The 22477-nt window shown below is 58.4% G+C and carries 19 protein-coding genes and 1 tRNA gene; 5 read left to right on the top strand and 15 right to left on the bottom strand.

Features of this window, described 5'->3' with window-relative positions; all coding sequences use genetic code 11:
- The first annotated feature begins 24 nt into the window (after window positions 1–24).
- Window positions 25–399: an MAPEG family protein gene (locus LSG25_RS05655; RefSeq protein WP_232743723.1), complete on the top strand. Its 375-nt coding sequence runs from the start codon at window positions 25–27 to the stop codon at window positions 397–399.
- Between the two features lie 846 nt (window positions 400–1245).
- On the opposite strand, the gene LSG25_RS05650 is transcribed toward LSG25_RS05655, so the two are convergent.
- The 11 genes from LSG25_RS05650 to LSG25_RS05600 all read right to left on the bottom strand — a co-directional run bounded on the left by LSG25_RS05650 (window position 1246) and on the right by LSG25_RS05600 (window position 13024).
- Window positions 1246–2082: an amidohydrolase gene (locus LSG25_RS05650; protein ID WP_232743722.1), complete on the bottom strand. Its 837-nt coding sequence runs from the start codon at window positions 2080–2082 to the stop codon at window positions 1246–1248.
- Between the two features lie 3 nt (window positions 2083–2085).
- Window positions 2086–3147 (bottom strand): AI-2E family transporter, encoded by a 1062-nt coding sequence (locus tag LSG25_RS05645; protein ID WP_232743721.1) that lies wholly within the window; start codon window positions 3145–3147, stop codon window positions 2086–2088.
- A 91-nt stretch (window positions 3148–3238) separates the two neighbouring features.
- Complete coding sequence (locus tag LSG25_RS05640) at window positions 3239–4594, bottom strand: ATP-binding protein (RefSeq protein ID WP_232743720.1); 1356 nt, start codon at window positions 4592–4594, stop codon at window positions 3239–3241.
- Window positions 4570–5238, bottom strand: coding sequence for a response regulator transcription factor (locus LSG25_RS05635; RefSeq protein ID WP_232743719.1), 669 nt, complete (start codon window positions 5236–5238; stop codon window positions 4570–4572). The genes LSG25_RS05640 and LSG25_RS05635 overlap by 25 nt, the downstream gene beginning before the upstream one ends.
- A 185-nt stretch (window positions 5239–5423) precedes the next feature.
- A tRNA-Asn gene (locus LSG25_RS05630) sits at window positions 5424–5499 on the bottom strand.
- A gap of 64 nt (window positions 5500–5563) precedes the next feature.
- Complete coding sequence (locus tag LSG25_RS05625) at window positions 5564–7156, bottom strand: DHA2 family efflux MFS transporter permease subunit (RefSeq protein WP_255696642.1); 1593 nt, start codon at window positions 7154–7156, stop codon at window positions 5564–5566.
- Complete coding sequence (locus LSG25_RS05620) at window positions 7153–8337, bottom strand: EmrA/EmrK family multidrug efflux transporter periplasmic adaptor subunit (protein WP_232743718.1); 1185 nt, start codon at window positions 8335–8337, stop codon at window positions 7153–7155. The genes LSG25_RS05625 and LSG25_RS05620 overlap by 4 nt, the downstream gene beginning before the upstream one ends.
- A 35-nt stretch (window positions 8338–8372) precedes the next feature.
- Window positions 8373–9821 (bottom strand): efflux transporter outer membrane subunit, encoded by a 1449-nt coding sequence (locus tag LSG25_RS05615; RefSeq protein ID WP_232743717.1) that lies wholly within the window; start codon window positions 9819–9821, stop codon window positions 8373–8375.
- A 122-nt stretch (window positions 9822–9943) separates the two neighbouring features.
- Window positions 9944–10537 carry a MarR family winged helix-turn-helix transcriptional regulator gene (locus tag LSG25_RS05610; RefSeq protein ID WP_232743716.1) on the bottom strand — a complete coding sequence of 198 codons (594 nt, stop codon included), beginning with the start codon at window positions 10535–10537 and terminating at the stop codon, window positions 9944–9946.
- A 141-nt stretch (window positions 10538–10678) separates the two neighbouring features.
- On the bottom strand, window positions 10679–11911 hold the full coding sequence (locus LSG25_RS05605) for a patatin-like phospholipase family protein (protein ID WP_232744578.1): 1233 nt from the start codon (window positions 11909–11911) through the stop codon (window positions 10679–10681).
- 222 nt (window positions 11912–12133) lie between these two features.
- Window positions 12134–13024 carry a LysR family transcriptional regulator gene (locus tag LSG25_RS05600; RefSeq protein WP_232743715.1) on the bottom strand — a complete coding sequence of 297 codons (891 nt, stop codon included), beginning with the start codon at window positions 13022–13024 and terminating at the stop codon, window positions 12134–12136.
- 96 nt (window positions 13025–13120) lie between these two features.
- On the opposite strand from LSG25_RS05600, the gene LSG25_RS05595 reads away from it, so the two are divergent.
- Entirely contained in the window at window positions 13121–14212 is a 1092-nt protein-coding gene (locus LSG25_RS05595) for a YeiH family protein (protein ID WP_255696641.1), read from the top strand.
- 69 nt (window positions 14213–14281) lie between these two features.
- Here the strand turns inward: LSG25_RS05595 and LSG25_RS05590 are convergent, their stop codons facing one another.
- Window positions 14282–14851 carry a MarR family winged helix-turn-helix transcriptional regulator gene (locus LSG25_RS05590; RefSeq protein ID WP_232743714.1) on the bottom strand — a complete coding sequence of 190 codons (570 nt, stop codon included), beginning with the start codon at window positions 14849–14851 and terminating at the stop codon, window positions 14282–14284.
- Between the two features lie 96 nt (window positions 14852–14947).
- On the opposite strand from LSG25_RS05590, the gene LSG25_RS05585 reads away from it, so the two are divergent.
- The gene (locus LSG25_RS05585) at window positions 14948–15937 is read left to right on the top strand and encodes a tripartite tricarboxylate transporter substrate-binding protein (protein ID WP_232743713.1); all 990 of its coding nucleotides are present in this window, start codon (window positions 14948–14950) and stop codon (window positions 15935–15937) included.
- A gap of 136 nt (window positions 15938–16073) precedes the next feature.
- Entirely contained in the window at window positions 16074–17636 is a 1563-nt protein-coding gene (locus LSG25_RS05580) for a sulfatase-like hydrolase/transferase (RefSeq protein ID WP_232743712.1), read from the top strand.
- 518 nt (window positions 17637–18154) lie between these two features.
- Here LSG25_RS05580 and LSG25_RS05575 read toward each other — a convergent pair.
- The 3 genes from LSG25_RS05575 to LSG25_RS05565 all read right to left on the bottom strand — a co-directional run bounded on the left by LSG25_RS05575 (window position 18155) and on the right by LSG25_RS05565 (window position 21528).
- Window positions 18155–18529 carry a SirB2 family protein gene (locus LSG25_RS05575; RefSeq protein WP_232743711.1) on the bottom strand — a complete coding sequence of 125 codons (375 nt, stop codon included), beginning with the start codon at window positions 18527–18529 and terminating at the stop codon, window positions 18155–18157.
- A 105-nt stretch (window positions 18530–18634) separates the two neighbouring features.
- Window positions 18635–20548, bottom strand: coding sequence for an ABC transporter ATP-binding protein/permease (locus tag LSG25_RS05570; protein ID WP_232743710.1), 1914 nt, complete (start codon window positions 20546–20548; stop codon window positions 18635–18637).
- Between the two features lie 113 nt (window positions 20549–20661).
- A complete protein-coding gene (locus LSG25_RS05565; protein ID WP_232743709.1) occupies window positions 20662–21528 on the bottom strand; it encodes an MBL fold metallo-hydrolase in 867 nt (288 codons plus the stop codon).
- 307 nt (window positions 21529–21835) lie between these two features.
- Between LSG25_RS05565 and LSG25_RS05560 the strand changes: the two genes are divergently transcribed.
- Complete coding sequence (locus LSG25_RS05560) at window positions 21836–22210, top strand: tautomerase family protein (RefSeq protein ID WP_232743708.1); 375 nt, start codon at window positions 21836–21838, stop codon at window positions 22208–22210.
- The last annotated feature ends 267 nt before the right edge of the window (window positions 22211–22477 follow it).

Below are 22477 nucleotides of genomic sequence, written 5' to 3'. Positions count from 1 at the left end.
CAGAGCAAGCACATAGGACACAGTATGAAAATGATTGCGTGGTTGATGTTGGCGGCGGCATTGTTGCCGGTGGTCGCCGCGATGATATCCAAGGGAGGGGGGAAGGGCTATGACAACAACAATCCGCGCCCGTGGCTGGAAAGGCAGCAAGGATGGCGAGCGCGGGCCAATGCCGCGCAGATCAACCTGTTCGAAGGGCTGCCGTTCTTTTATGCGGCGGTGTTATTCGCCCTGCATGCCAATGTCGATCCGGTCTATCTGGGCAAACTGATGCTGGCCTGGGTGATTGTGCGGCTCGTGTATCTGGGTTTATATATCGGTGGCTATGGCGCCTTGCGGTCCCTGGTCTGGGGCGTTGGCATCGCTGTGAATATTGTCATTCTGTTTTCCGCTGTTTAGAGCATTTTTTGTTCGGGTTGTTTACGGGATTCGATGTTTGGATAGCTTTGGTATTTGCGGTTTGGTATTTAAAGACGCCGTCTATCGGGGCTTGGGGCCAGGTCCGGCACGGCGTGCTTGATCCGGATTTAGCGCGGCAAGGCGGGCGTCGGGCGAACTCGCATCGCCCCGCGGCGCGGGTCGATACTCAGACAGCGCCCGACGACTTCCCCCGCCTTGCCGCGCTAAATCCGGCGCACGCCTTACGCCGGTCCTGGCCCCAAGCCCCGATAGACGGCTCGCGTCATGGCATGCGTGGAATGAACCCGCTCGCATCCATAGTTCATGGGGTTGCACCTAAAGGATAGTGAACGTGCCCATCTCCATCAAGTGGCCGCGTATACCTCGATTGACGACTCGATGTACTAAGCGCCCGCCGCTCCAACGTATCCCTCTATGCATTTCCTCAACGCGAGCCGCAGGGTGGGCGGTGCTGTGTAGTCCGGCGGTAGTCCAGCGCCGGGTGCTGACGAAGGGAAGGCGGGGGCTTTCGGCGGGCCCTGTCTGAGCAGTGCCTCGCGGGCGAGGCACTGCGAGTTGGCCCGACGCCCGCCTGGACGAGGCAGACCCGGGCAGTCGGGGCGCGCAAGCGCCTCGACCGCTGGACGTGCCGGACTGCACAGCACCGCCCACCCTGCGGCGTCTTTATAGAATTAACCGCCGCCAACACAACAACGCACAGTCCAAAAGCCACAGATCAAGCCTAAAAACAGCTCAACACGAAAGTCACTGAAACGCACCCAGTGCCATAAACACGTGAACCAAGAAAGCTCTAATTCAGCGTAGTATTGGTGCCGAGCATTGCATTCAGAACCCGTAGAGTTCCGCTGGATTTTCGACCAGGATTCGATTTCGTACAGTCTCATCGGGAGCCCATTGCGTCAGAAGATTGAGCAATGCGATATCGTCGGGCCCATTCCCTTTTTCGGTCGGATGCGGCCAGTCCGAACCCCACACCATGCGCTGGGGCGACAAGCGGATAAGAGCCTGCGCAGTGGCGACAGTGTCCGAATAGCCGTCTTTGCCGGAATTCAGATAAGCGCCGGACAACTTGATCCAGGTGTTGCCGCGTGCGACCAGCCCGGCGACGACATCCAATGCTTCGTGCGTGGACCCAGCTTCTCCATGCAGGCGCAGCATATGATCGAAAACCAGAGTCCCGGGAAGGCGCTTGAGCATGGCGGCGTGTTCAACGATTTGGCCGGGAAGCAGATGCAATTGGAGATGCCAGCCCAGACGCTGCACCCGGCGGGCAAGCGGTTCGATCATATCGAATGTAGTTACCGCGGTGGCAGGATTGAATAGTGTGAATCGTATGCCGCGTATCCCACCCGCGTGCAGGGTATCAAGCTCGGAATCGGCCACATCCGGATGCACTACGGCGATGCCGCGAGCGTCTTTTTCGCCAAGTTCGGCGATGGCGTGCAAAGTCGCCCGGTTGTCTGTTCCGTAGATTCCGGGTGCCACCACAACGACTCTTTTCAGGCCCAGCTTGTGCTGCAGTAATTTATATTCGGGTACGCCCAAAAATCGTGGCGGCTCAAGGCCCGCGGCCCGCTTCGGAAAACGCTTGTCGTAGATATGAATATGCGCGTCGCATGCCTGGTCGGGCATTTGCGCCGAGTTTGCAGGCTTCGTTTCCATTCCTTATTCTTCCCTGTTCAATGCGATGGCCGCGGGAAAGAGATCCCAGCAGGCGATGAACAGTGCTGCGCATAATGGCCCGATCACAAAGCCATTCAGTCCGAATACAGTGATGCCGCCCAGCGTTGAGATCAGGATGACATAGTCGGGCATCTTGGTGTCTTTGCCTACCAGTTGAGGGCGCAGAATATTATCGACCAGGCCTATGACCAGCACGCAGAAAAGCGTCAGGACCACACCTTGCCAGATGGCCCCGGTAACCAGGAAGTAAATCGCCACGGGCGCCCAGACCAGGGCGGCCCCGATCGCGGGCAGCAGCGAGAGGAAAGCCATCAGCACCCCCCACAACAGGGCGCCTTGAATGCCCAGGAACCAGAAAATAAGGCCGCCCAGCGCACCTTGCGTGGCGGCCACGACAATATTGCCCTTGACGGTGGCGCGCACGACAGTGGCGAACTTGCGGTATAGATGCCGCTGGTGATCGTCGCTAAGGGGGATCAGCAGTTTGCTTTGCCGGGCCAGTTGAGCGCCGTCGCGCAGCAGGAAGAACAGCAGGTACAGCATGACGCCCATGCCGATCAGGAACTCGAATGTGTGTTGCCCTACGCTGACTGCCTGTGTGGCCAGGAATTTGCTGCCTTGCAAGGCTGCGGCGGAGAGTTTTTCCTGCAGGCTGAAGATGTCGCTGATGCCGAGGCGGGTTAGGGTATCGTGCACCGATGCGGGCAGGACATTGACGATCTGTTCGAAGTAATTGCCCAGATTCAGGTCTCCGGAACTGATCTGTTTGTAGATGATCGCCCCTTCCTTGAGCAGGACCCCGGTAATGAGGATCATTGGAATGATCACGATCAGGATAATGATAAGCACGGTCGTCAGGGCGGCGAGGCTGGGGCGCTTGTGCATTCTGGCAAGCAGCCGCCGGTGCAGCGGCGTGAAGACGATGGCCAGGATTACGCCCCAGAAAATGGCGCCGTAATAAGGCAGCAAGACCCAGACGAATGCCACGGTCACGGCAAGCAGCAGTATCAGGAATGAGCGGAAGTAGAGGTTGGAGTTTTCCATCCGGAATCCAATGAATAGGGGTGGAGGGCGAAAGCGGTTGCTGGCGCAGCACACCGCGCCATACCCCGGATAGCGCCACAGTTAGGCAATTCTAAGCGAAACTCTGGATAGTTACCGTTACACATGTGCCTGTTTGTGCCGCTTCGTCTGAGTAGCCGATATGCACTTGCGCTCCGATTCGACCGGCAATCGTCTGGACAATCGACAAGCCTAACCCCGATCCTATGGCTCCATTGCCCGCTATGCGATAAAAAGGGTCGAAAATCCGGCTGCGTTCTTCGGGAGAAATGCCCGGCCCCGAGTCGCGGACTTGCAAGACCACCTTGCCTTCGCTGACGTACTCGGACAGATCGATCCGTCCGCCGTCGGGCGTATAGCGAATGGCGTTATCCACCAGATTTCTGACTATGGTGATCAAGTCGATTTCGTTGGCCAGGATTTCCGCCTCGGCGGTACCTTCAACGCCGATATCGATGTTCTTGGCTGTCGCCAGAGGCATCAAGTCTTCCAGTACGCGCCGGTAAATGCGTTCCACAGGAACCGCCGCGACAGGCTTTACCGGCTCGGATTGCACTCGGGCCAGGGTCAGCAATTGATCGAGCAGGTTCCTTCCTCGTTCAATGCCCCGGCGCAGGGTAGCGACTCGCTCCCGGGCGGCGTCCGGCATCTCGGCGTCGGCGAGCCGCTCCGCCTGTAGAGACAGTGCGGTCAGCGGCGAGCGCAGCTCGTGGGCCGCGTCGGCCACGAAGCGGCGCTGGGCCTCCATGGACTGCGAAACACGATGCAGCAATTGATTGATGGCAACGACGAAAGGCCGAATTTCCGTAGGCAGCTTGTCTGGCGCGAGGGGGTGCAGCTCCTGCTCGCTGCGTTGTTCTATTTCGACGGATAATGCCGCGATAGGCCGGAACATCGAGCGTACGAGGGCGGCAACCACCAAGAGCAGGAGGGGCATCAGAATCAGAAGGGGCATCAGTGTGCGCAATGCACTGTCCCGGGCGATTTCGTCGCGGATGCCGGTTTCCTGGGCCACGGCGATACGCTCCCCGGTAGCCAGGGTTTTGACCAGGACCCGGTGCGGCTCGCCTTTTATCTTGACGGTCTGGAGGCCATCGATCAGGGAGGCGGGCAATGCCGGGGAAGGGTTCGCATCGGCGCTGTTCCCGTTTGCGGCGTTTCCCGACAGATACTGCACGATGACTCGCGACTCTTCGTTGCTGCCGGGAAGTCTGCCCCTGTCTCCCAAGTGGGCGTCGGGCAAATGCCGGCGATCGAACAGCGCCGCAATCTGGCGCAGTGTGTCGTCCTGGAGTTCCTGGGCTTCATTGAATGCCGCCGCGAAAGAAAACACGCCGGCGATCAAGGCTACCGCCAGAATCGCCAGCAGCAGCCAGAAGGAGAGTCGAAGCTGGATCGAGCGCTTCAGTCGCCCTTTGAAACCATCCATCCCACCCCCCTGACATTCTTGATGACTTCGCTTCCCAGCTTTTTGCGCAGTGTGTGGATCAGGAATTCGACCGCATTGCTTTCCACCTCGTCTCCCCAACCGTATATTCGCTCTTCCAGGTTGCTGCGGGAAAGAATAGCCCCAGGCCGCACCATCAGGGCTTGCAGCAAGGCGAATTCCCTGCTGGAGAGCTGTGTTGCCTCGATCCGGCCATGCGTATGAGCCTCACGTGTGGCCGGATCGAGCGACACGATTCCATTGCTCAGGACAGGGCCTGCCGTGCCTCCCTTGCGGCGCAGTACGGCCCGCATGCGCGCAAGCAGCTCGGCCATCTCGAAAGGTTTCAGTATGTAGTCGTCCGCGCCGCTGTCCAGCCCACGAATCCGGTCGCCCAGATCGTCGCGCGCTGTAACAATGAGCAGGGGCACAGGATTGTCTTTGGCGCGAATGGAAGTCAATACGTCCAGGCCGTCTTTGCCGGGCAAGCCAAGGTCAAGCAGCACGAGGTCGTAGTGCTGGCAGGCAAGCGTATCGAGGGCAGTTTGCCCGTTCTTCACCCAGTCGGTGGCATAGGAAGCGTCTTTCAGAGCGTCTTGTATGGCTTGCCCTATCATCGGATCGTCTTCAACCAGCAGTATCCGCATTCACCCTCCCTGTGGCGCCACTTATGATGTATTGGAATATTAATCCAGAGTTTGGCGCAAGAGGCTTAGGCCTGCCTTAGCTCCGCCGGGCGGCGTCCGGGGCAGCCCTTGTGGATGCCCATTGGAAAGTATGCATGCGCGCCAAACAAAAAAGCCTTTCGATTTCTCGAAAGGCTTGATTTTGTTGGCTCCCCGACCTGGGCTCGAACCAGGGACCTGCGGATTAACAGTCCGTCGCTCTACCGACTGAGCTATCGGGGAATTAAAGAAGCGAAACTATAGCATAGAATTTTAGGTGCTTGCAAACTGACGCGGCCTTCGATCATCAATGCGCGGCGGCGGCAACATCTCCCGCGCCGGAGTTCATCTTTCTGGGGCGCGCAAACCAGACCAGGATGATCAGCGCCAAAAAGATAATTGCCGAGGCGTAGAAAATATCGGTGGCGGAAATGGTAAACGCCTGCTGGTTGATGAGATTGTTGATCAGCGATGCCGACTGCGCCTGATTCAATCCTTTGTCGTGCAGGCCTGCCATGGCCATATCGAAGGCCGGCTTGCCCGGCCTGGCAATTTCGGTCAGTTGGGCGTGATGCAGGGCAGCGCGATTTTCCCAGAGTGTGGTGGTAATCGAGGTGCCGAATGCTCCGAAGACCAGGCGCACGAAATTGGACAGGCCGGCTGCGGCGGGAATGCGATGCGGCTCCAGCCCCGACAGGGTGATTGTTGTCAGGGGAATGAAGAACATCGCCATGGCCGCACCCTGGATGAAGGTGGGTATCATGACCGTGCCCAGATCAACTTCGGTATTGAAGTCGGCCCGCATGTAGCTGACCAGGGCGAAGATCAGGAACGACACAGTGACGATGTAGCGCGGATCGTGCTTGCCCAGCAGTTTGCCGACAATGGGCGAGAAAATGATCGCCAGGATGCCGACGGGAGCCGAGGCGATCCCGGCATCGGTGGCGGAATAGCCCAGGGTGCTCTGGAGCCACAGGGGAAGCAGTACCACTGTGCCGAAAAATACCCCGTATGCTACCGAGATGGTCACTGTGCCGGAGGTGAAATTGCGGCCTTTGAACAGCGTAAGATCTATCACCGGATGCTTGGCAGTCAGCTCCCAGATCACGAAAAACACAAATGACACGATGGCGACGACCGCCATGGTCGTAATGGCCGAGCTGGCGAACCAGTCCAGTTCCTTGCCTTTGTCGAGCATCAACTGCAGCGCGCCCACCCACAGGACAAGCAGTGCCAGGCCGGTGCCATCGATGGGCAGCTTGATTCGCGCCGAGTCGCGGGTTTTATAGATTTGCCACGAGGCCCATCCGGCGATCAATCCCACGGGCACGTTGATGTAGAAGATCCACGACCAATTGTAATTGTCGGAGATCATGCCTCCCAGCAAAGGCCCTGCAACAGGCCCGACCAGCACCGTGATCGACCACATGGCCAGTGCCATGCCCGCCTTTTCTTTGGGATAGCTGCCCAGCATGAGCGCTTGCGACAAAGGGATCATGGGGCCTGCAACGGCCCCCTGTATCACACGGAAAATCACCAGCGATTCCAGTGACCACGACAATCCGCAGAGCCATGAAGCCAGCACGAACAGCAGGGTCGACAGGACGAACAGGCGCACCTGGCCGAAGCGCTGAGTCAGCCAGCCTGTCAGCGGAACGGTAATGGCGTTGGCCACCGCAAACGAGGTGATGACCCAGGTGCCCTGCGTGGCGCTCACGCCGAGGTCGCCGGCGATGGTTGGAATGGACACGTTTGCAATCGACGAGTCGAGTACATTCATGAAGACGGCGGCGGACACGGCAATGGTACCGAACAGGCGTGCCTTGCCTTCGAGCGGCAGGTGCACGACGGGCTTGGGTTTGCCGGCCGGTTTCGGGGCTTTAGGCTCTTCGGAGCTCATGATCCAAGATTTTCTTTGATGATTTTATCGATGAGTGCATCAGCACCATTCTTGTTGTCTTCGAAGACACTGGTTTCAAGTTTGGAGTTGATGTTTTTGTCCACGGCTTGTTTGCCAGGGTCGACGAGATGGACTTCAGCCACCATCGACAAGCCTACGCGCAAGGGGTGATCGGCCAGCTGCTTGGGGTCGAGGGCGATGCGCACGGGGACGCGCTGCACGACCTTGATCCAGTTGCCGCTGGCATTTTGCGCGGGAAGCAGGGCGAAAGCGCTGCCGGTGCCGGCGGCAATGCCCTGTATCTTGCCGTTATAGCTGACGTCGCTGCCATAGAGATCGGCGGTCAGTTTCACGTCCTGGCCAGGCTTCATGTGGGCGACCTGGCCTTCCTTGAAGTTGGCTTCGACCCAGACCTGCTGCAGCGGCACAAGAGTCATCAAGGGAGTGCCTGGGCCGACGCGCTGTCCGACCTGGACGGAGCGCTGTGCGACCATGCCGTCGACCGGAGCGGGTAAAACGGTACGGGCGCTGGCGAGCCAGGCTTTGCGCAACTGATCGGCGGCTTGCTGCACGTCGGGGTGGGCTGCAATCGTTGTGTTGTTCGTCAGGGCCTGGTTGGTTTCAAGCTTGGCCTTGGATGCGGCCAGTGCTGCCTGGACCTGTGCCAGCCCTGACTGCGCCGCCTTGACGGCGGTTTCGGCATGAAGGATTTCTTCGCCGCTTATGCCGCCCGATTTGGCCAGTGTCTGGCGCCGCTTCAAATCGCTTTGCGCCTTGTTCAGATCGACCCGGGCACGCTCGATGTCGGCCTGCCGCACGGCAATATCGGCCTTGAGCGCATCGTTTTGCACAAAAAGCGTGTGCGTGTGGCGTACGGCCTGGGCCAGCGCCGCTTCAGCCTGCTTGAGGGCGACTCCGGCATCGGTGGGGTCGAGTTTGATCAGCGCCGTGCCTTTTTTGACGTGCTGGGTGTCGTCGGCATCGATCGCCACGACTGTTCCCGCTATTTGTGAAGTGACCTGCACCAGGTTGCCGTGCACATAGGCGTCATCGGTGGATTCGTAGTGCGAGGCCACCACGAACCACCAGACGGCGTAGCAGATGCCCAGGACAATAAAAATCAGTGCTGCGGTAAGAAGCAGGGGTTTGCGCTTGGAGGCCGATTTGGTTTCGGTAGTCATAACTGTCTCGTGTTTCAGTGAGTCGTGTATCAGTATCAGTGGAGTGCGCCGGCCTTGGGCATTGCGGGGACATTGCCGGGCGACGTGCCAGCGGCCGGCGCGGAGCGGTATCCGCCACCCAGCGCTGTAGCGAGTTGGGCATCCAGGTTATAGGCGCGCGCCTGCAGATCGGTGTCCAGAATGGCTTGTTTCTGAACCTCATTCTGTGCCAGCAGCACTTGCACATAATTGCCCAGTCCGGAGCGATAACGCTGAACCGCAATGTCATAGGCCGACGAAATGGCGGTGTAGCTGGCGTGCTGATCGACGATCTGCTGTTGCAAGGCGCGAATCGCGGTGCTGGCATCAGCCACCTCCCGCACTGCCGTCAGCACGGCCTGGTTGTAATTGGCAATGGCCAGGTCGCGTTCGGACCGCTTCGCGTTCAGTTGCGCATTGAGCGCCCCGCCATGGAAAATCGGCAAGGTAATAGCGGGCCCTGCGCCGTAGACCTTGCTGCCGTTTTTCAACAGGTTGTCCAGCCCCAGCGACATGAACCCGGCAAAGGCGGAAAGGTTTATATCGGGAAAGAATTCCGCCTTGGCGGCCGAGATTTCACTCGAACTGGCTTCCACCAGGCGCTTTGCCGCGACGATATCGGGGCGCCTTCCCAACAGATTCATGGGAAGCAGGGCAGGCACACCGGCGGCCACGGCCGGCAGCTTGGCGCGTTCAATGCTCATGCCTCGGTCCGGCCCGGCCCCAACCAGCGCCGACAACTGATGGCGCAGCAGGTCGGCATTGGTGCCGACCTGGCTTAACTGAACCTTGGCGGCTGAAACGGCTGAATCGGCCTGGTTGACTTCAACCTGTGTGTCGAGCCCGGCAACGACGCGTTGATGCGTGATCTTGGCGACGTCTTCAAGCTGTCTGACGATTTGCGCGATAACCTGGTGTTGCGCCAGTGCATTTTGCAGATTGAAATAGCTTTGCGTTACGGCGCTGACCAGAGCATTGCGCGCCAGCTGCGCATCGGCCTTGCTGGCTTCAACGCGCGACACGGCCGCGGCATAGCGCGCGCGGTTCTTGCCCCACAAGTCCAGGTCGAAACCCAGTTGGAGCTGCAGGGTGTTGTCGGTTTGCATGGAACCCGCGTAAGGCGGCGGATAGATGTAGTTTTCCGAAAAACGCTCGCGTGTCATTTGATAATTGGCGTTGAGCTGGGGCAGTTGCACGGCTCGGGCGCCGCTGACAGCTGCGTTGGCCATGCCTAAACGAGCCTTGGCCGCGGCCAGCGACGGATTGTTTTGCAAGGCCTGATCGATCAGGCTGTCAAGCTGTGGATCTTTATAGCGCAGCCACCATTGTTCGGTTGGCCAGTCGATGGCCGCTGTCTGCAGGCCAAGCTGCGCGCCCTGGATTTCCTTGAGTCCGGGCTCTCCAGGATTGATGGCCGCACAACCAGTCAGAGCGGCAAGCAGCAAAAGAGGTAATAGGGGTTTCATACTGACATTAAACTGAATTTGATTGATCGGGTCGTATCTGACTAGGCAATAATTTAAGCAGGACCTTGGAGGTTATGCAAAGGTACAGGCAAGCTATTTACGATGAATGTAAGAGTGCGGAATTAATGAGCGTCTTGATCGAACGAGGAGTCCATACAGGCGCCATTGTCTATCATGCGTCGCAGGAACTTTAGCAGCGTTTCGGTTTCCTTTTCCGAGAATCCGGCAAGATGGGCGTTCAAGGTATGGGCTACGGCAGGCAAGATGTCTTTAACCACCTTGGTGCCGCTTTCGGTAAGTTCCAGATTGACGACGCGGCGATCTTCCAGGCAGCGGTGCCGGGTAAGGAACCCCTTGGCCTCAAGGCGGTCGAGAGTGCGGGTCATGGCGCCTGTATCTACATTAGTGACACGTGACAGCTCGGCGGGCGTGTGGATGTCGCGGTGGCAGATCAATACCAGGGGCTTCCACTGCATAGCGGTCAGGCCCAGGGGGGCGACGCCCAGATCGATGTTGCGATTGATCGAGGCGTATACGTTCTTGATAAGATGGCCGATGTTGTTGGTCTCGCAAAGCGATTCTTCGTTGGGGCTGTAAAAAGTCGACTGGGCGTGTGCCCGCGCGCTTGCCGGTGCGGTGCCGCGCGCGGCTTCGTGAGCCGCGGACTTGCCTGCCGCTGAAGGTGTCGGGGAAAGAGAAGTCTTGTCGTGTGCCATGGAAAGAATTCTAGCGCGAATTTATTGCCTAGGCAACTACTGACTTCTCATTATTCTTTTGTGCAGCTAATAATTCCACAAAATAGCAACAGATCCGCCGGACTTTTTGGCCAGATCTGTTTGCCACAGGCCTGCCATGGCTCAATCGTGCCGCATGGATTGTTCGATTTCTTCGCGGTGTACATCGTGCGTGACGAATCCGGCGTCATTGTCGGGCATGGCCAGGCGATCCGGCTGGGCCAGGGTGTCGCGTATGTCCTGCAGCCCGCTGGCCCAGCGTCCGCGCATGGTGGCCAGGTCGAATTGATAATCCTTGTAGTACTGTTCGTAGGGCTTGTCGCGATAGATGAGGTGCACGACGTTATAGTGCTTGCTCGACGAAAGTTCCTGGGCCAGTTTGCAGTAGTGCTCGCTGGTCCGCGCCTCGGCCGGGACGTCTTCGAGCACATTGAGCAGCACGTGCCTCAGATATTGGGTCCAGCGCAGGTGTTCGGTAACCAGGCGCGTGCGGCTTGAGTATTGGATTTCCTTGATGCGATCGGATACTTCGCTCATATTGGCAGGCAGCCGGCCGCGCGCGCTCCACAAGTCCACCTGGAATACCAGTGTGTCCTTGCGTGGGCGCGTATTCAGCACGTCGGACAAGGGCGTATTCGAGACCAGGCCGCCATCCCAGTAATACTCGCCATCGATTTCTATGGCTGGAAAGGCAGGGGGCAGGGCGCCCGAGGCCATGAAGTGTTCGGGCCGCAAGGCGATTTTGGTGTTATCGAAATAATTGAAATTGCCCGTGCGTACATTGACGGCGCCCACCGACACATGCAGCTCGCCGGAATTGATCCGGTCGAAATCGCAAAGCCGCTCGAGCGTTTCTTTCAGTGGGCTGGTGTCGTAATAGCTGGCGTGGCCGGGGCCGCTCGAGGAGATGAACGCCGGCGACGGGAAACGGGGCTTGAAAAAACCTTTCTGCCCGTCCAGGACCGCGCTGGCGGCGCTCAGGGCGCTCATTGTCTGGCGCACGGCGTCGCCCAGGTTGAAAAAACTCTGCTCTATAAACGGGTTGGGCGCCAAACCCAGGTTCGGCTGGCAGATGGTTTCCCAGAACTCGACCAGTCTTGCAATGCGTTTTTCGGGAGGGTTGCCGGCGATGATGGCGGTATTCAGTGCGCCGATCGAGATACCCGACAGGCGGTCGGGCTCGATGCCTGCCTCGGACAAGCCCTGAAAGACGCCTGCCTGATAGGCTCCCAGAGCCCCGCCGCCTTGCAAGACCAAGGCGATAGTTTCATAGGGCGGCAGCCCGAGCTCACGATCCTTTTCGCTCCATTTGCCGCGTGCGGCGATTGCCTGCGGGATCTGTGCTTTGATTGGCATGTTCAATGCGCTTGTCTTGCGCCCGCGCGCTGGCGCGGCTTTGACGTGGCCCGTTTTCTTACCCCGGGTTTTCCCCGCGCGCCGCGAAGGCGAGCGGGGATTGTCGGTGGAAGCGGTTGCAGCGGAGAACAGTTCTAGTTGAGTTGTCATGGCAGTCCAAAGGCGCGTAAGGCGTTGGTTTTTAGTGTAGCCGACCGTGGGCGCCGGGCGAGGGACCTGCGATCAGCGTGCGCCGGCGTTCAGGCTGGCGATAAAGGCCTCGATAAGCGCTCCCCGATAGCGTGCCTTGTGCAGTACCAGCGACAGGCGCCGATGCAGATCCAGGAAGGGAGTATTCAGAATGGCCAGGCGCCCTACGGCAACGGCGTCGCCAGTCGCCGTGGCGGGCAGGCAGGCGATGCCCAGCCCAGCGATGACGGCCTGCTTGATGGCTTCAACCTGCCCGAGTTCCAGCACGATCTGGCCAGGAGGAAGTGAATTCATCGCCTGTTCTGCCAATGCCCGCATTGCCGAGCCCGGCTCGCGCAGAATCCATTTGGCGTCTTTGAAGTGGCTGGGTTGCAGTCGGCGATGTTGGGTCAAGGGATGATTGGCCGCGGCGCAGACGACCAGTGCGTCGTCGCGCCAGGGTTGGACGTCGAGTTGCGGGTGGTTGACAGGGCCTTCCACGCACCCCACGTCTATTCTGTGTTCCAACAGCCCGGCCACTATCGTATCGGTGTTTTCGACGCTGACAGTCAGGGAAACCCGAGGATGCGCGGCGACGTAGGGGCCCAGCAGCTCGCCTACCAGGTAATTGCCTATGGTGTTGCTGGTGCCCAGGCGCAATTCTCCTTTCAATTCCAGGGGATTGCCGCTGGACTGACGCAGCATTTCGTGCATGCGCTCAACGACTTCCTGGGCCATGGGAAGCAATTCCTTGCCGCGAGAGCTTAAATGCAGGCGTCCGCGTGTCCGATCGAACAGGGGGGCGTTCAACTGGCGTTCGAGTTCGGCCAGCGCCATGCTGACGGCCGGTTGCGTGACAAACAGGCGCTCGGCCGCCGTACGGACGCTACCTGTGGCGGCAATGGAGACGAAGACTTCAAGCTGTCGTATGCTGATTCCAATCATCAATAAATCTTATACGATAAATAAGTATTAATGAATTTTTTTATATTGTTGGCGAATTTAAAATAACTTCAGATTATTAAGATATGCGAGTCTGTAATGTTGACGTCAACGCCTTCCTCCTCTCAGGCAGTATCCCACCGGCCTCTGGCAGCGCCCATCCATCATGCCGGAGGCCGCCGCAGCAGCCGTCTGGCGCCGCCGAAATCATCGCCTTTATATGGATTGGTGCTGGCGATGGTGGTGGGCATGGCCGCCCTGTACCTGGGGCGCTGGGCTCCGATTATCGGCGGACCTGTATTTGGGATTGTATTGGGTATTGCAATCCGCAATTCCGTGGGGGTGGGGCCGATATTCAAGCCCGGCCTGGGGTTTGCTTCCAAGCAGGTGCTGCAGTGGTCGATTATCGCCTTGGGGTTTGGCCTGAGCATCCAGCAGGTAGCCAAAACGGGCGTGGAGTCGCTTTCGGTCACCCTGGTGACGATCTCAGCGGCTTTCGCCTCGGCGTATTTCCTGGGCAAGTGGCTGAATATTCCCGCCAAGCTGAAAATCCTGATCGGTGTGGGGACGGCGATTTGCGGCGGCTCGGCCATTGCGGCCGTCACGCCCATCATAAAATCCGACGATCATGATACGGCGTTTGCGATTTCCACGATTTTTATCTTCAATATTGTGGGTGTCCTGACTTTCCCCTTGCTGGGGCATTGGCTGCAGATGTCGGATGCGGGCTTTGGCATGTGGGCCGGTACGGCCATCAACGATACCTCTTCGGTGGTGGCTGCCGGCTATAGCTACAGCCACGCCGCCGGCGATTATGCCACCATTGTCAAGCTCACCCGCGCAACCTTGATCATTCCCATTTGCCTGGCCCTGGCTTTCTATGAAGCCTGGCGGCATAAAAAGCAGGGCGGCACCGATTTCAGCCTGGCGCGCATTTTTCCCTGGTTCATCCTGTGGTTCCTGGTGGCGTCCGGGGTACGTTCGGCAGGGATCATTCCCGAGGCCTGGAATGGGGTCATTCATTTCATGGCCGAGTTTCTGATTATCGTGGCGCTTACCGCTATCGGCCTGTCCTCGGATTTACGCCGCATGGCCACCGCCGGCATGCGCCCCTTCCTGTTGGGCCTGGGCGTGTGGTTGTCCGTATCGCTCAGCAGCCTGTTGGTGCAGCACTACATGGGGTCGTGGTAGTTCGCTTAAAGAACGCGAATGGCGGGTGATCGCAAGGGGAATCTCTTGCAGTCACCTTCGGCGCTCGCTTCAGCCGGTTTTCCGCTTGCCCGGCTGCCCCCTGTGCGGGCGTTCTTTTATGATTTCGACCTCCAGCATGCGCTGCGCGCGCAGGGTGATCTTGTCCAGGGCTTTCCTGAGCACACGCAATTCATCGGCATCCAGATCCTGGGTGACCTGGGCGTTCAGCTCGACGATGGTGGGCATGATCTGCCGGTAGAGCGCGTGGCCGGCCTCGCTGACGTCGATGAAAATATTGCGGGCGTCGCGCGAATTGCGATGGCGGATCAGCCAGCCTTTGTTGCACAGTGTGCTGATGGTTCGCGAGGTGCGTACCAGATCGAGATTGGCCGCTTTGGCCAGCGCCGCCGAGCCGAGCCGGCCGTTGACGGCCGCGGTGGCCAGGATGCGCCATTCCCGTCGCGTGATATTGAACCGGCCTTCGCACAGGCGCGTGAAGATCGGATTGGCCCCGGACCACGCTCGATAAATGCGAAACACCGTCATGTCCTGGATGGTTGGCTCGGGCACAACAGGCGCGGGGCTTGCGCCTGCCCGAGTGCTGCGGCCGGGTGAGGGCCGGGATGCTGCCTCGACCATAAGTGTTTTCCCTTGTTGCCAGATACTTGATTAGATCAATTACCGGCGTGCTTGTTAAGCTGCAAATCATAGTCATATGAAAATCAGGAGACCATCATGCACGGCAATCTATTAAAAATAAAGGCGATTGTTGCTGCGATCGCGGCGTGTTCGAGCCTGGCCATGACGGCCGCCCATGCCGAATCGGCAAAGCTCGATGGGCCCTTGACGCTGGTGGTCGGTTATGCGCCGGGGGGAACTTCGGATCGCACCGCCCGCATTGTTTCGCAAGAACTGCAGCACAAGCTCGGAGTTTCCGTGATTGTGGAAAACAAGACCGGCGCGGGCGGCCGCATCGCTGCCGCGTATGTCAAGGCGACGCCGGCGGGCAAGAATGTATTGCTGTTGGGCAATCCGGCGGTGATGGTGGTGGCGCCATTGGTGTACAAGCAGTTGAACTATGACCCCGTCAAGGATTTCAAGCCGGTGTCGATAGTGACCAAATATGGCTTCGGCGTGGCTGTGGCGGCCACAAATCCCATCAAGAATTTGTCTCAGCTCATCGAGTGGGCCAAGGCGCATCCCAAAGAGTTCAATGTGGGCGTGCCGGCTACGGGCAGCCTGCCTCACTTTTTTGCATTGATGCTTGCCGGGAAAATCGGTATCAAAGGGCAAGTGATAGGCTATCGCGGATCGGCGCCCGTCATGACCGATCTTATCGGCAATTCGATTCCGGTGGCCATCGATACGCTGGACGTGCAGACTCCGCAGCATGTGGGCGGGAAAATCCGTATCCTGGCCACTTCGGGCGCCAAGCGTGAAATCAGGACGCCGGATGTGCCTACTTTTACACAGGCGGGTGTCGGGCTCGAGGCTTTTGGCTGGAATGCGTTCTTTGCCCCCGCCACCATGCCCGATGCCAAGGTCAAGATCCTGAGCCGGGCTATCATGGACACTCTTTCCACGCCCAGCGTGCAGAAAATCCTGGAACAGAACGACCTGGTCCCTGTTGTGGCCGGCGCCGCTGAAACGAGGAAAATGGTCGATGCGTTCCGCAAACAATGGGCGCCGGTTGTCGAGAGTTCAGGCTATGTGGTGGAAAAATAGGCGGTCCAGGCGCTGAGGCCGCAGGCGGCTCGGGCCGTTCGCGGTTTGCGATAATCATTAACGGAGGTAGGCGAGGGCGGGGCGCCGGACATTGTGTGCCGTTGTTGTTCAGCCCAAAGGTTCTCGCGCAAAGTCGATGGCCCAGATTCAGAATGTCTTGTTCATTATGTCCGATCAATTGCGCGCCGATCATTTGGGGTGCTACGGACATCCATACATGCGGACGCCCAATATCGACGGCCTCGCGAAAAAAGGCGTGCGTTTCGAACGCGCGTTCGTGAATTCGGGCGTATGCGGCCCTTCGCGCATGAGCTATTACACGGGGCGCTATCCGTCTACCCATGGGGCTACCTGGAACCGGGTGCCTTTGCCGGTGGGCGAAGTCACCATGGGCGAGTATTTGCGTAATCATCAGCGCAAACTGGTGCTGGCGGGAAAAACCCATGTCATGCCCGACCACGCCGGCCTGGAACGCCTGGCTATCGATGGCGGATCCGAATTGGGACGCTTGCTGGCCAGTGGCGGATTCGAGGAAATCGATCGCTACGATGGCCACCACGAACCTGGCGAGGAAAGCGGCTATCCGGCATACCTGCGCCGCCAGGGGTATGTGTCGGACGATCCCTGGACCGATTTCGTGATTTCAGCGCGCGATCACACCGGCAAAGTGGTGAGTGGCTGGCATATGCGCAATTCCCGCTTTCCGTCGCTGGTGGAAGAAAAGCATTCCGAAACGGCTTACATGACCGATCAGGCTTTGGGTTTCATGCGGAAAATGGGCGGCCAGCCTTGGGTGTTGCACCTCAGCTACGTCAAGCCGCATTGGCCGTACATTGCTCCGGCTCCTTATCACGCCATGTACAGTGCGGACCAGTGTTTGCCTGTGATTCGCAACGAGTCCGAAAAACAGAATGCGCATCCGGTCGTGGCGGCATATCGCCAACAGGAAGAAAGCCTGAGTTTTGCGCAGGATGATTGCATACGGGTGGTGCGTCCGGCTTATCAGGGCTTGATTACTCAGCTTGACGATCATTTGGGGCGGTTGTTCGAGTACATGGAGCGTACTGGGTTGATGCAAAATACCCTCATCGTGTTCACGGCGGATCACGGCGATTTCCTCGGAGACCATTGGCTCGGCGAAAAAGAGTTGTTCTACGATACTGTGCAGCGCGTTCCCTTTATCGTGATGGATCCGTCGCCCGCCGCCGATGTGTCGCGCGGCCGGGTCGAATCGCGCATGGTGGAGTCGGTCGATGTCTTGCCGACGCTGCTCGAGGCCTTGAATATTCCTTTGGCGGCACATCGCCTGGAAGGGCGCAGCCTTTTGCCGATCTTGCATGGTGAACCCGAAGCCTGGCGCGATTGCGTATTTTCCGAACTCGACTACAGTTATCGGCTGGCGCGCCTGCTGGTGCACAAGACGCCGCAGACAGCTCGCGCGTGGTCGGTGCGCACCGATCGCTGGCTATATGTGTACTGGATGGGTGAGCCCGAACAGCTCTACGATTTGCAGGCCGATCCGGAGCAATTCCAGGACCTGGGCCGGGATGCCGGTCATGCGGCTGTTCGCGGGGAACTGAAGGCCAGGCTGTTCGACTGGTTTACGCATCTTAAGCGTCGTACCACGGTAACGGACGAGTCGGTCGAAAAGGGGACCGATGCCTACAAGAAGGCTGGCGTGTTTTACGGGCAGTGGTGATTGGTAATCCGCAGCGCACTAGCGTAGTTTTTGGTTTGAGTTGTTTACGGCATTTGACGGTTTGGTATTTGAAGACGCCGTCTATCGGAGCTTGGGGTCAGGCCCGGCACGGCGTGCTTCATCCGGATTTAGCTCGTCAAGGCGGGCGTCGGGCGAACTCACTGCGCCTCGCACACTGCGCGAGGCTCCGTTCAGACAGCGCCCGACGACTACCCCCGCCTTGCCGAGCTAAATCCGGCGCACGCCTTACGCCGGTCCTGACCCCAAGCCCCGATAGACGGCTCGCGTAATGGCATGCGTGGAATGAGCTTGCCGGCCCAACGTATACCTCGATGCATGATCTCAACGTTTCTCTCGGTGCATGACCCCAATGCCTCTCTCTCTATGCAAGCCCACCCTGCGGCGTCTTAATAGAACTACCGTCCAAAGTACAAAGTAATAAGCCCAAACCTGAACGGTTCAAAACGACAGTCACGGAACCACGTTCAGCGCAGTAAACATCCGAACCAAAAATGCGCCTAACCCAGCCACGACATAGGATTGTGCCGTATGGCCACGCCCACGATATAAAAGAAAACGGCAATGGCGACCAGGGCTGCCAAGGCTCGTGTCCCGGAGGTTTTGCCGCGCTTGATCGCGATCGTGCCTATCCCTATGTAAAGGACCAGGGCCAGCAATTTGGCCACGATCCACGGCTGCAGGCCGCCCAGCATGAAAGTAAGAATAATGCCGCAAACGAGCAACACCGTATCTACTACATGCGGAAGAATCTTGATTGCGCGCAGTTGCAGCTTGCCCGAACCGGTGACAGACCAATAGGCCCGCAGCGCGAACAGGATAATGCTTATGGCGGCAGCGCTTACGTGCAAATGTTTGACGATCGAATAGTTCATGATTGACCAAGTATCAAGGGCAGTGGATTAAAGTCGGCGTGGCCCGTAGGGCTGGACCCTCGGCCAGCGCCAGGCACCGGATTGGATGCCGCAGCAGGGCGTGATTCAGCTCAATTCCCAGGCTCCGCCCCCCTTGATGATAAGTTGCCGGGAATGGTGCGCCACCAATGTGCTGCGATGGCCTACGCTCAGCAATATCATGTCAGGCAGATGCTCGCGCGTCAGTCGGTACATGGATTCTTCCAGCCCTTCGTCCAGGGCTGAACTGGCCTCATCCAGGAAAGCGGCGTCGGGCCGGGCCAGGAGCATGCGGCCGAATGCCAGGCGTTGTTGTTCGCCCAGCGACAGGATGCGGCCCCAGTCCGCGACTTCGTCGAGTTTGTCGATAAGGTGGCCCAGTTGCACCTGCTTGAGCACCTCCTGGGCCTGGCCGTCGGAGAGGTTCGATGGCTGGGTTTCAAGCAGCGAGTCGCTGGAGACAAGAAGGGTATCGAGGTTTGCCGAGCCGCCGCGCGAACTTGTCATAGCGGCTTCCTGTTGGCGTTGGGGACTGGCGATAATGGATGTACCGGCCGCGCCCGGCAACTGGCTTGGGTAGTACAAGGCCTCGCGCAGGCTTCCGAGCGGCAGATACGGCTTTTGCGACAGGAACAGTGCGCCGCTCTCGGGCCGGATAATGCCCCCTTCGCAATAGGGCCAAAGACCGGCAATCGAGCGCAATAACGTGGTTTTGCCCGATCCGGAGGCGCCGCGGATCAGCAGCGGCGCGCCTGGTTGAACCTCGAGCGACAGGCGGTTGATCAGGAGCTGCCGGCTTGGCGTGAGCACGGTCAGATGGTCGAGCGCGACCCGTTTGCCTTGGGCTTGCACTTGCGGCGTGGGTAGCTCGTATGAATGCCTGATGGCGGTGGTGAAGCCGGTCAGGCGGTCGAGAGTGGCCCGGTATGCGGCAAAGCTATCGTAGGCATTTCGGAAAAACGACAGATTGTCCTGCAGGCGCCCAAAAGCCTGGGCGGTCTGGATCAAATCGCCCAGGCTGATTTTTTTCGTGAAAAAACGTTGCGCCTGGATAATGAAAGGGAAAACCACCGCCGCCTGCGTGATGGAAAAATTGAACCCCAGGAACTTCAGGGATCGGTACACAATTGCCCACGAGTTGGCGATGACTTGCGCAAAACGATTGCGCAGCAGGGCGCCTTCCACTTTTTCGCCGGCATAAAAGGCCACGCTTTCCGCGTATTCGCGCAAGCGCACCAGTGCGTATCGATAATCGGCATTAAAGCGTTCGTTCAAAAAATTCAGGCTTATGAGCGGACGGCCGATGCGTATGGCGAATACAGTGGCCACCAATACGTACAGGAACACCAGAAAGACCATGCCGCGTGGAATGTCCAGCCCCATGACAGACAGGGGGCCGGATAAATTCCACAAGATCAGGGTGAAGGCAAAGGTCGACACCAGCGCGTTTACCACGCCCATCGATAAGGTCAGCGATGTTGAGACGAAGCTGTTTACGTCCTGTTGTATGCGCTGGTCGGGGTTGTCTGTGGGTTTGTCGAGGTACTGGGTTCGGTAGTAGGCCTGATGATCGAGCCAGCGGCTGAGCATCTGTTCGTTCAGCCAGACGCGCCAATGAATGGTGAAGGCCTGTTCTACATAAAAATCGATGAGCGAACGGATGACATGCGTCGTTGCCAGAACCGCGAACAGCCACATGGCAAACCAGAATTCGGTTTCATCGAGCTTCTGCAGCGCGGTATACATATTGTTGTACCAGGACGAAAACAGCACATCCAGGCGCACGCCGCACAGCGTTAAAAACAGGATGAAGGCCAGCGCGATCAGAGGTTGCCAACTGCGTTTCGGAGAAAAATAGCCTTTTGCCAGAGTCCAGAACTGCCGCCCCCATATCGTGAATCGAACCAGAGCCCAGATTGCCAGTCCGGCAAGTACGACAGTGATGGCGTAGGCTTTTAATATCCAAAGCCCACTTTCAAGTAGCTCGTGATTCCAGTTCATTCATGCTCCGTAACGGGAGAGTGCCTGGCACTCCGGGGTTTGGCTGGCTGCTGGCCGGTCGTTCTTAATGACCTGGGTTTTTGGCAGAGGTTCCCCGGCCTTGTCGCCCGCGTTCACAAACCATTGACTGGAATTTTCAGATAGCGCACCCCGTTGGCCTCGGGTTCGGGAAAGTATCCCGCGCGGATATTGACTTGTATTGCCGGCAAAATCAGCGTCGGCATACCCAGTGTCTGGTCGCGCCGGGTACGCATGGCGACAAATTCATTCGCGCTGATGCCGTCGTGGACGTGAATGTTGGCGTTGCGCTGGGCTCCCACGGTTGTGAAACACTGCGGTGCACGCCCGGGGGGTGGATAGTCGTGGCACATATAAAGTACCGTATTTTCATCCAGGCCGAGTATTTCCTGGATGGACTCGTACAATCGCGGTGCGTCGCCGCCGGGAAAGTCGCAGCGCGCGGTGCCCACATCCGGCAAAAACAAGGTATCGCCCACGAATACACCTATATCTTCAATACGATAGGCCATGTCGGCGGGGGTGTGGCCAGGCACATGCAGGGCGGTGGCCCGCAGATTGCCGATCTGGAAGTGTTCGCCGTCGTTGAGCAGGCGATCGAATTGCGAGCCATTGGGCAGGAATTCTTTTTCCAGGTTGAAAATACTTTTGAAGACCTGCTGCACGCGCCGGATCTGCGCGCCGATGGCGATTTGTCCGCCAAGCTGCTCTTTCAAGTAGGCGGCGGCCGATAGATGGTCGGCATGGGCATGGGTTTCCAGAATCCACTGGACCGACAGGCCTTGTGCTCGCACCCAGGCAATGATTTTGTCGGCCGAGGCGGTGGACGTGTGGCCCGATGCCGCGTCGTAATCCAGCACCGAATCGATAATCGCGCATGCGGAGGAATCGGCGTCATGGACTACATAGGTGAATGTCGAAGTATGTTCATCAAAAAAAGCTTGAACAAGAGAGGACGGCATTGCGGTTCCTTGGAGTATGGCGGCTCGTGGCGCGTCGACCGGTATAGGGATGGGAGCGCGTCGGGATGACAGTGCACAAGTATAAGGGGGATTTGACGATGCGGGATCGGGATGCGCACCCGGCGCCGCCCGGAACGGAGAAGGGCACATTCCCGGCCGTGTTTGCCGCGGCCCTGCCGCGAATCAAAAAGAGTTACGATTGATCCCGGGGTCGGCGCCAGGTGCCGGATAATCGGGGCTGGCGGCGACGCATGCCTGTCGCTCAGGCATATCCTCTTTTATCCTCCTTCCGTTTGAGAGAGTTTGCATGCCATACATTACGATTACCGCTACACAGGGTTTGTCTTCCGATCAGAAAAAACAGCTGCTCGAGCGTTCGAGCGATGCCGTGGTCAGCAGCATAGGCGCGCCGATTACCAGTGTGCGGATCATGCTGCACGAGTTGTCGCGCGATCACTATCTGGATGCCGGCCAGTACGGCGCGCCTACCGTAATGTATCAAGTGGAGTTTATTGAAGGCCGCAATGAAGAGCTCAAGTCCGCGCTGATTGCCGCGCTGAGTAAAACCGCGCATGAAGCCACCGGCATTTCAGAGCAGAACATACGGGTAAGGCTGATCGATTTTCCCAAACCGAACATGGGTATGGCAGGCGGCATCAGCGCCAAGCAGGCTGGCCGCTGACACACCTGTCGAGCATCTTCTACGCCGAAGTCCTGTTGCCGGTCCCATGCCCAGGCATAGGGTTTACAGGACGTTCGGCCCCGTGTTTTGTCCGCGGCGCCCATCATGGGTTTTCAGCCGCAAAGTCGTGGCCGCGTATCAAATTCTTTTTTGACCGAGCCAAACAATATTGATCGAGCCAGGCAATATTGATCGAGCAAAACAATAATTAAAGTTCGATTTTGTATCTCCATCCCGAGAGCCATTTCGCCGCATCAAGCGGCTCGG

It is taken from the genome of Paralcaligenes sp. KSB-10 (genome assembly GCF_021266465.1).
Classification (GTDB): Bacteria; Pseudomonadota; Gammaproteobacteria; order Burkholderiales; family Burkholderiaceae_B.
This window is presented reverse-complemented; position numbering and strand designations above follow the sequence as displayed.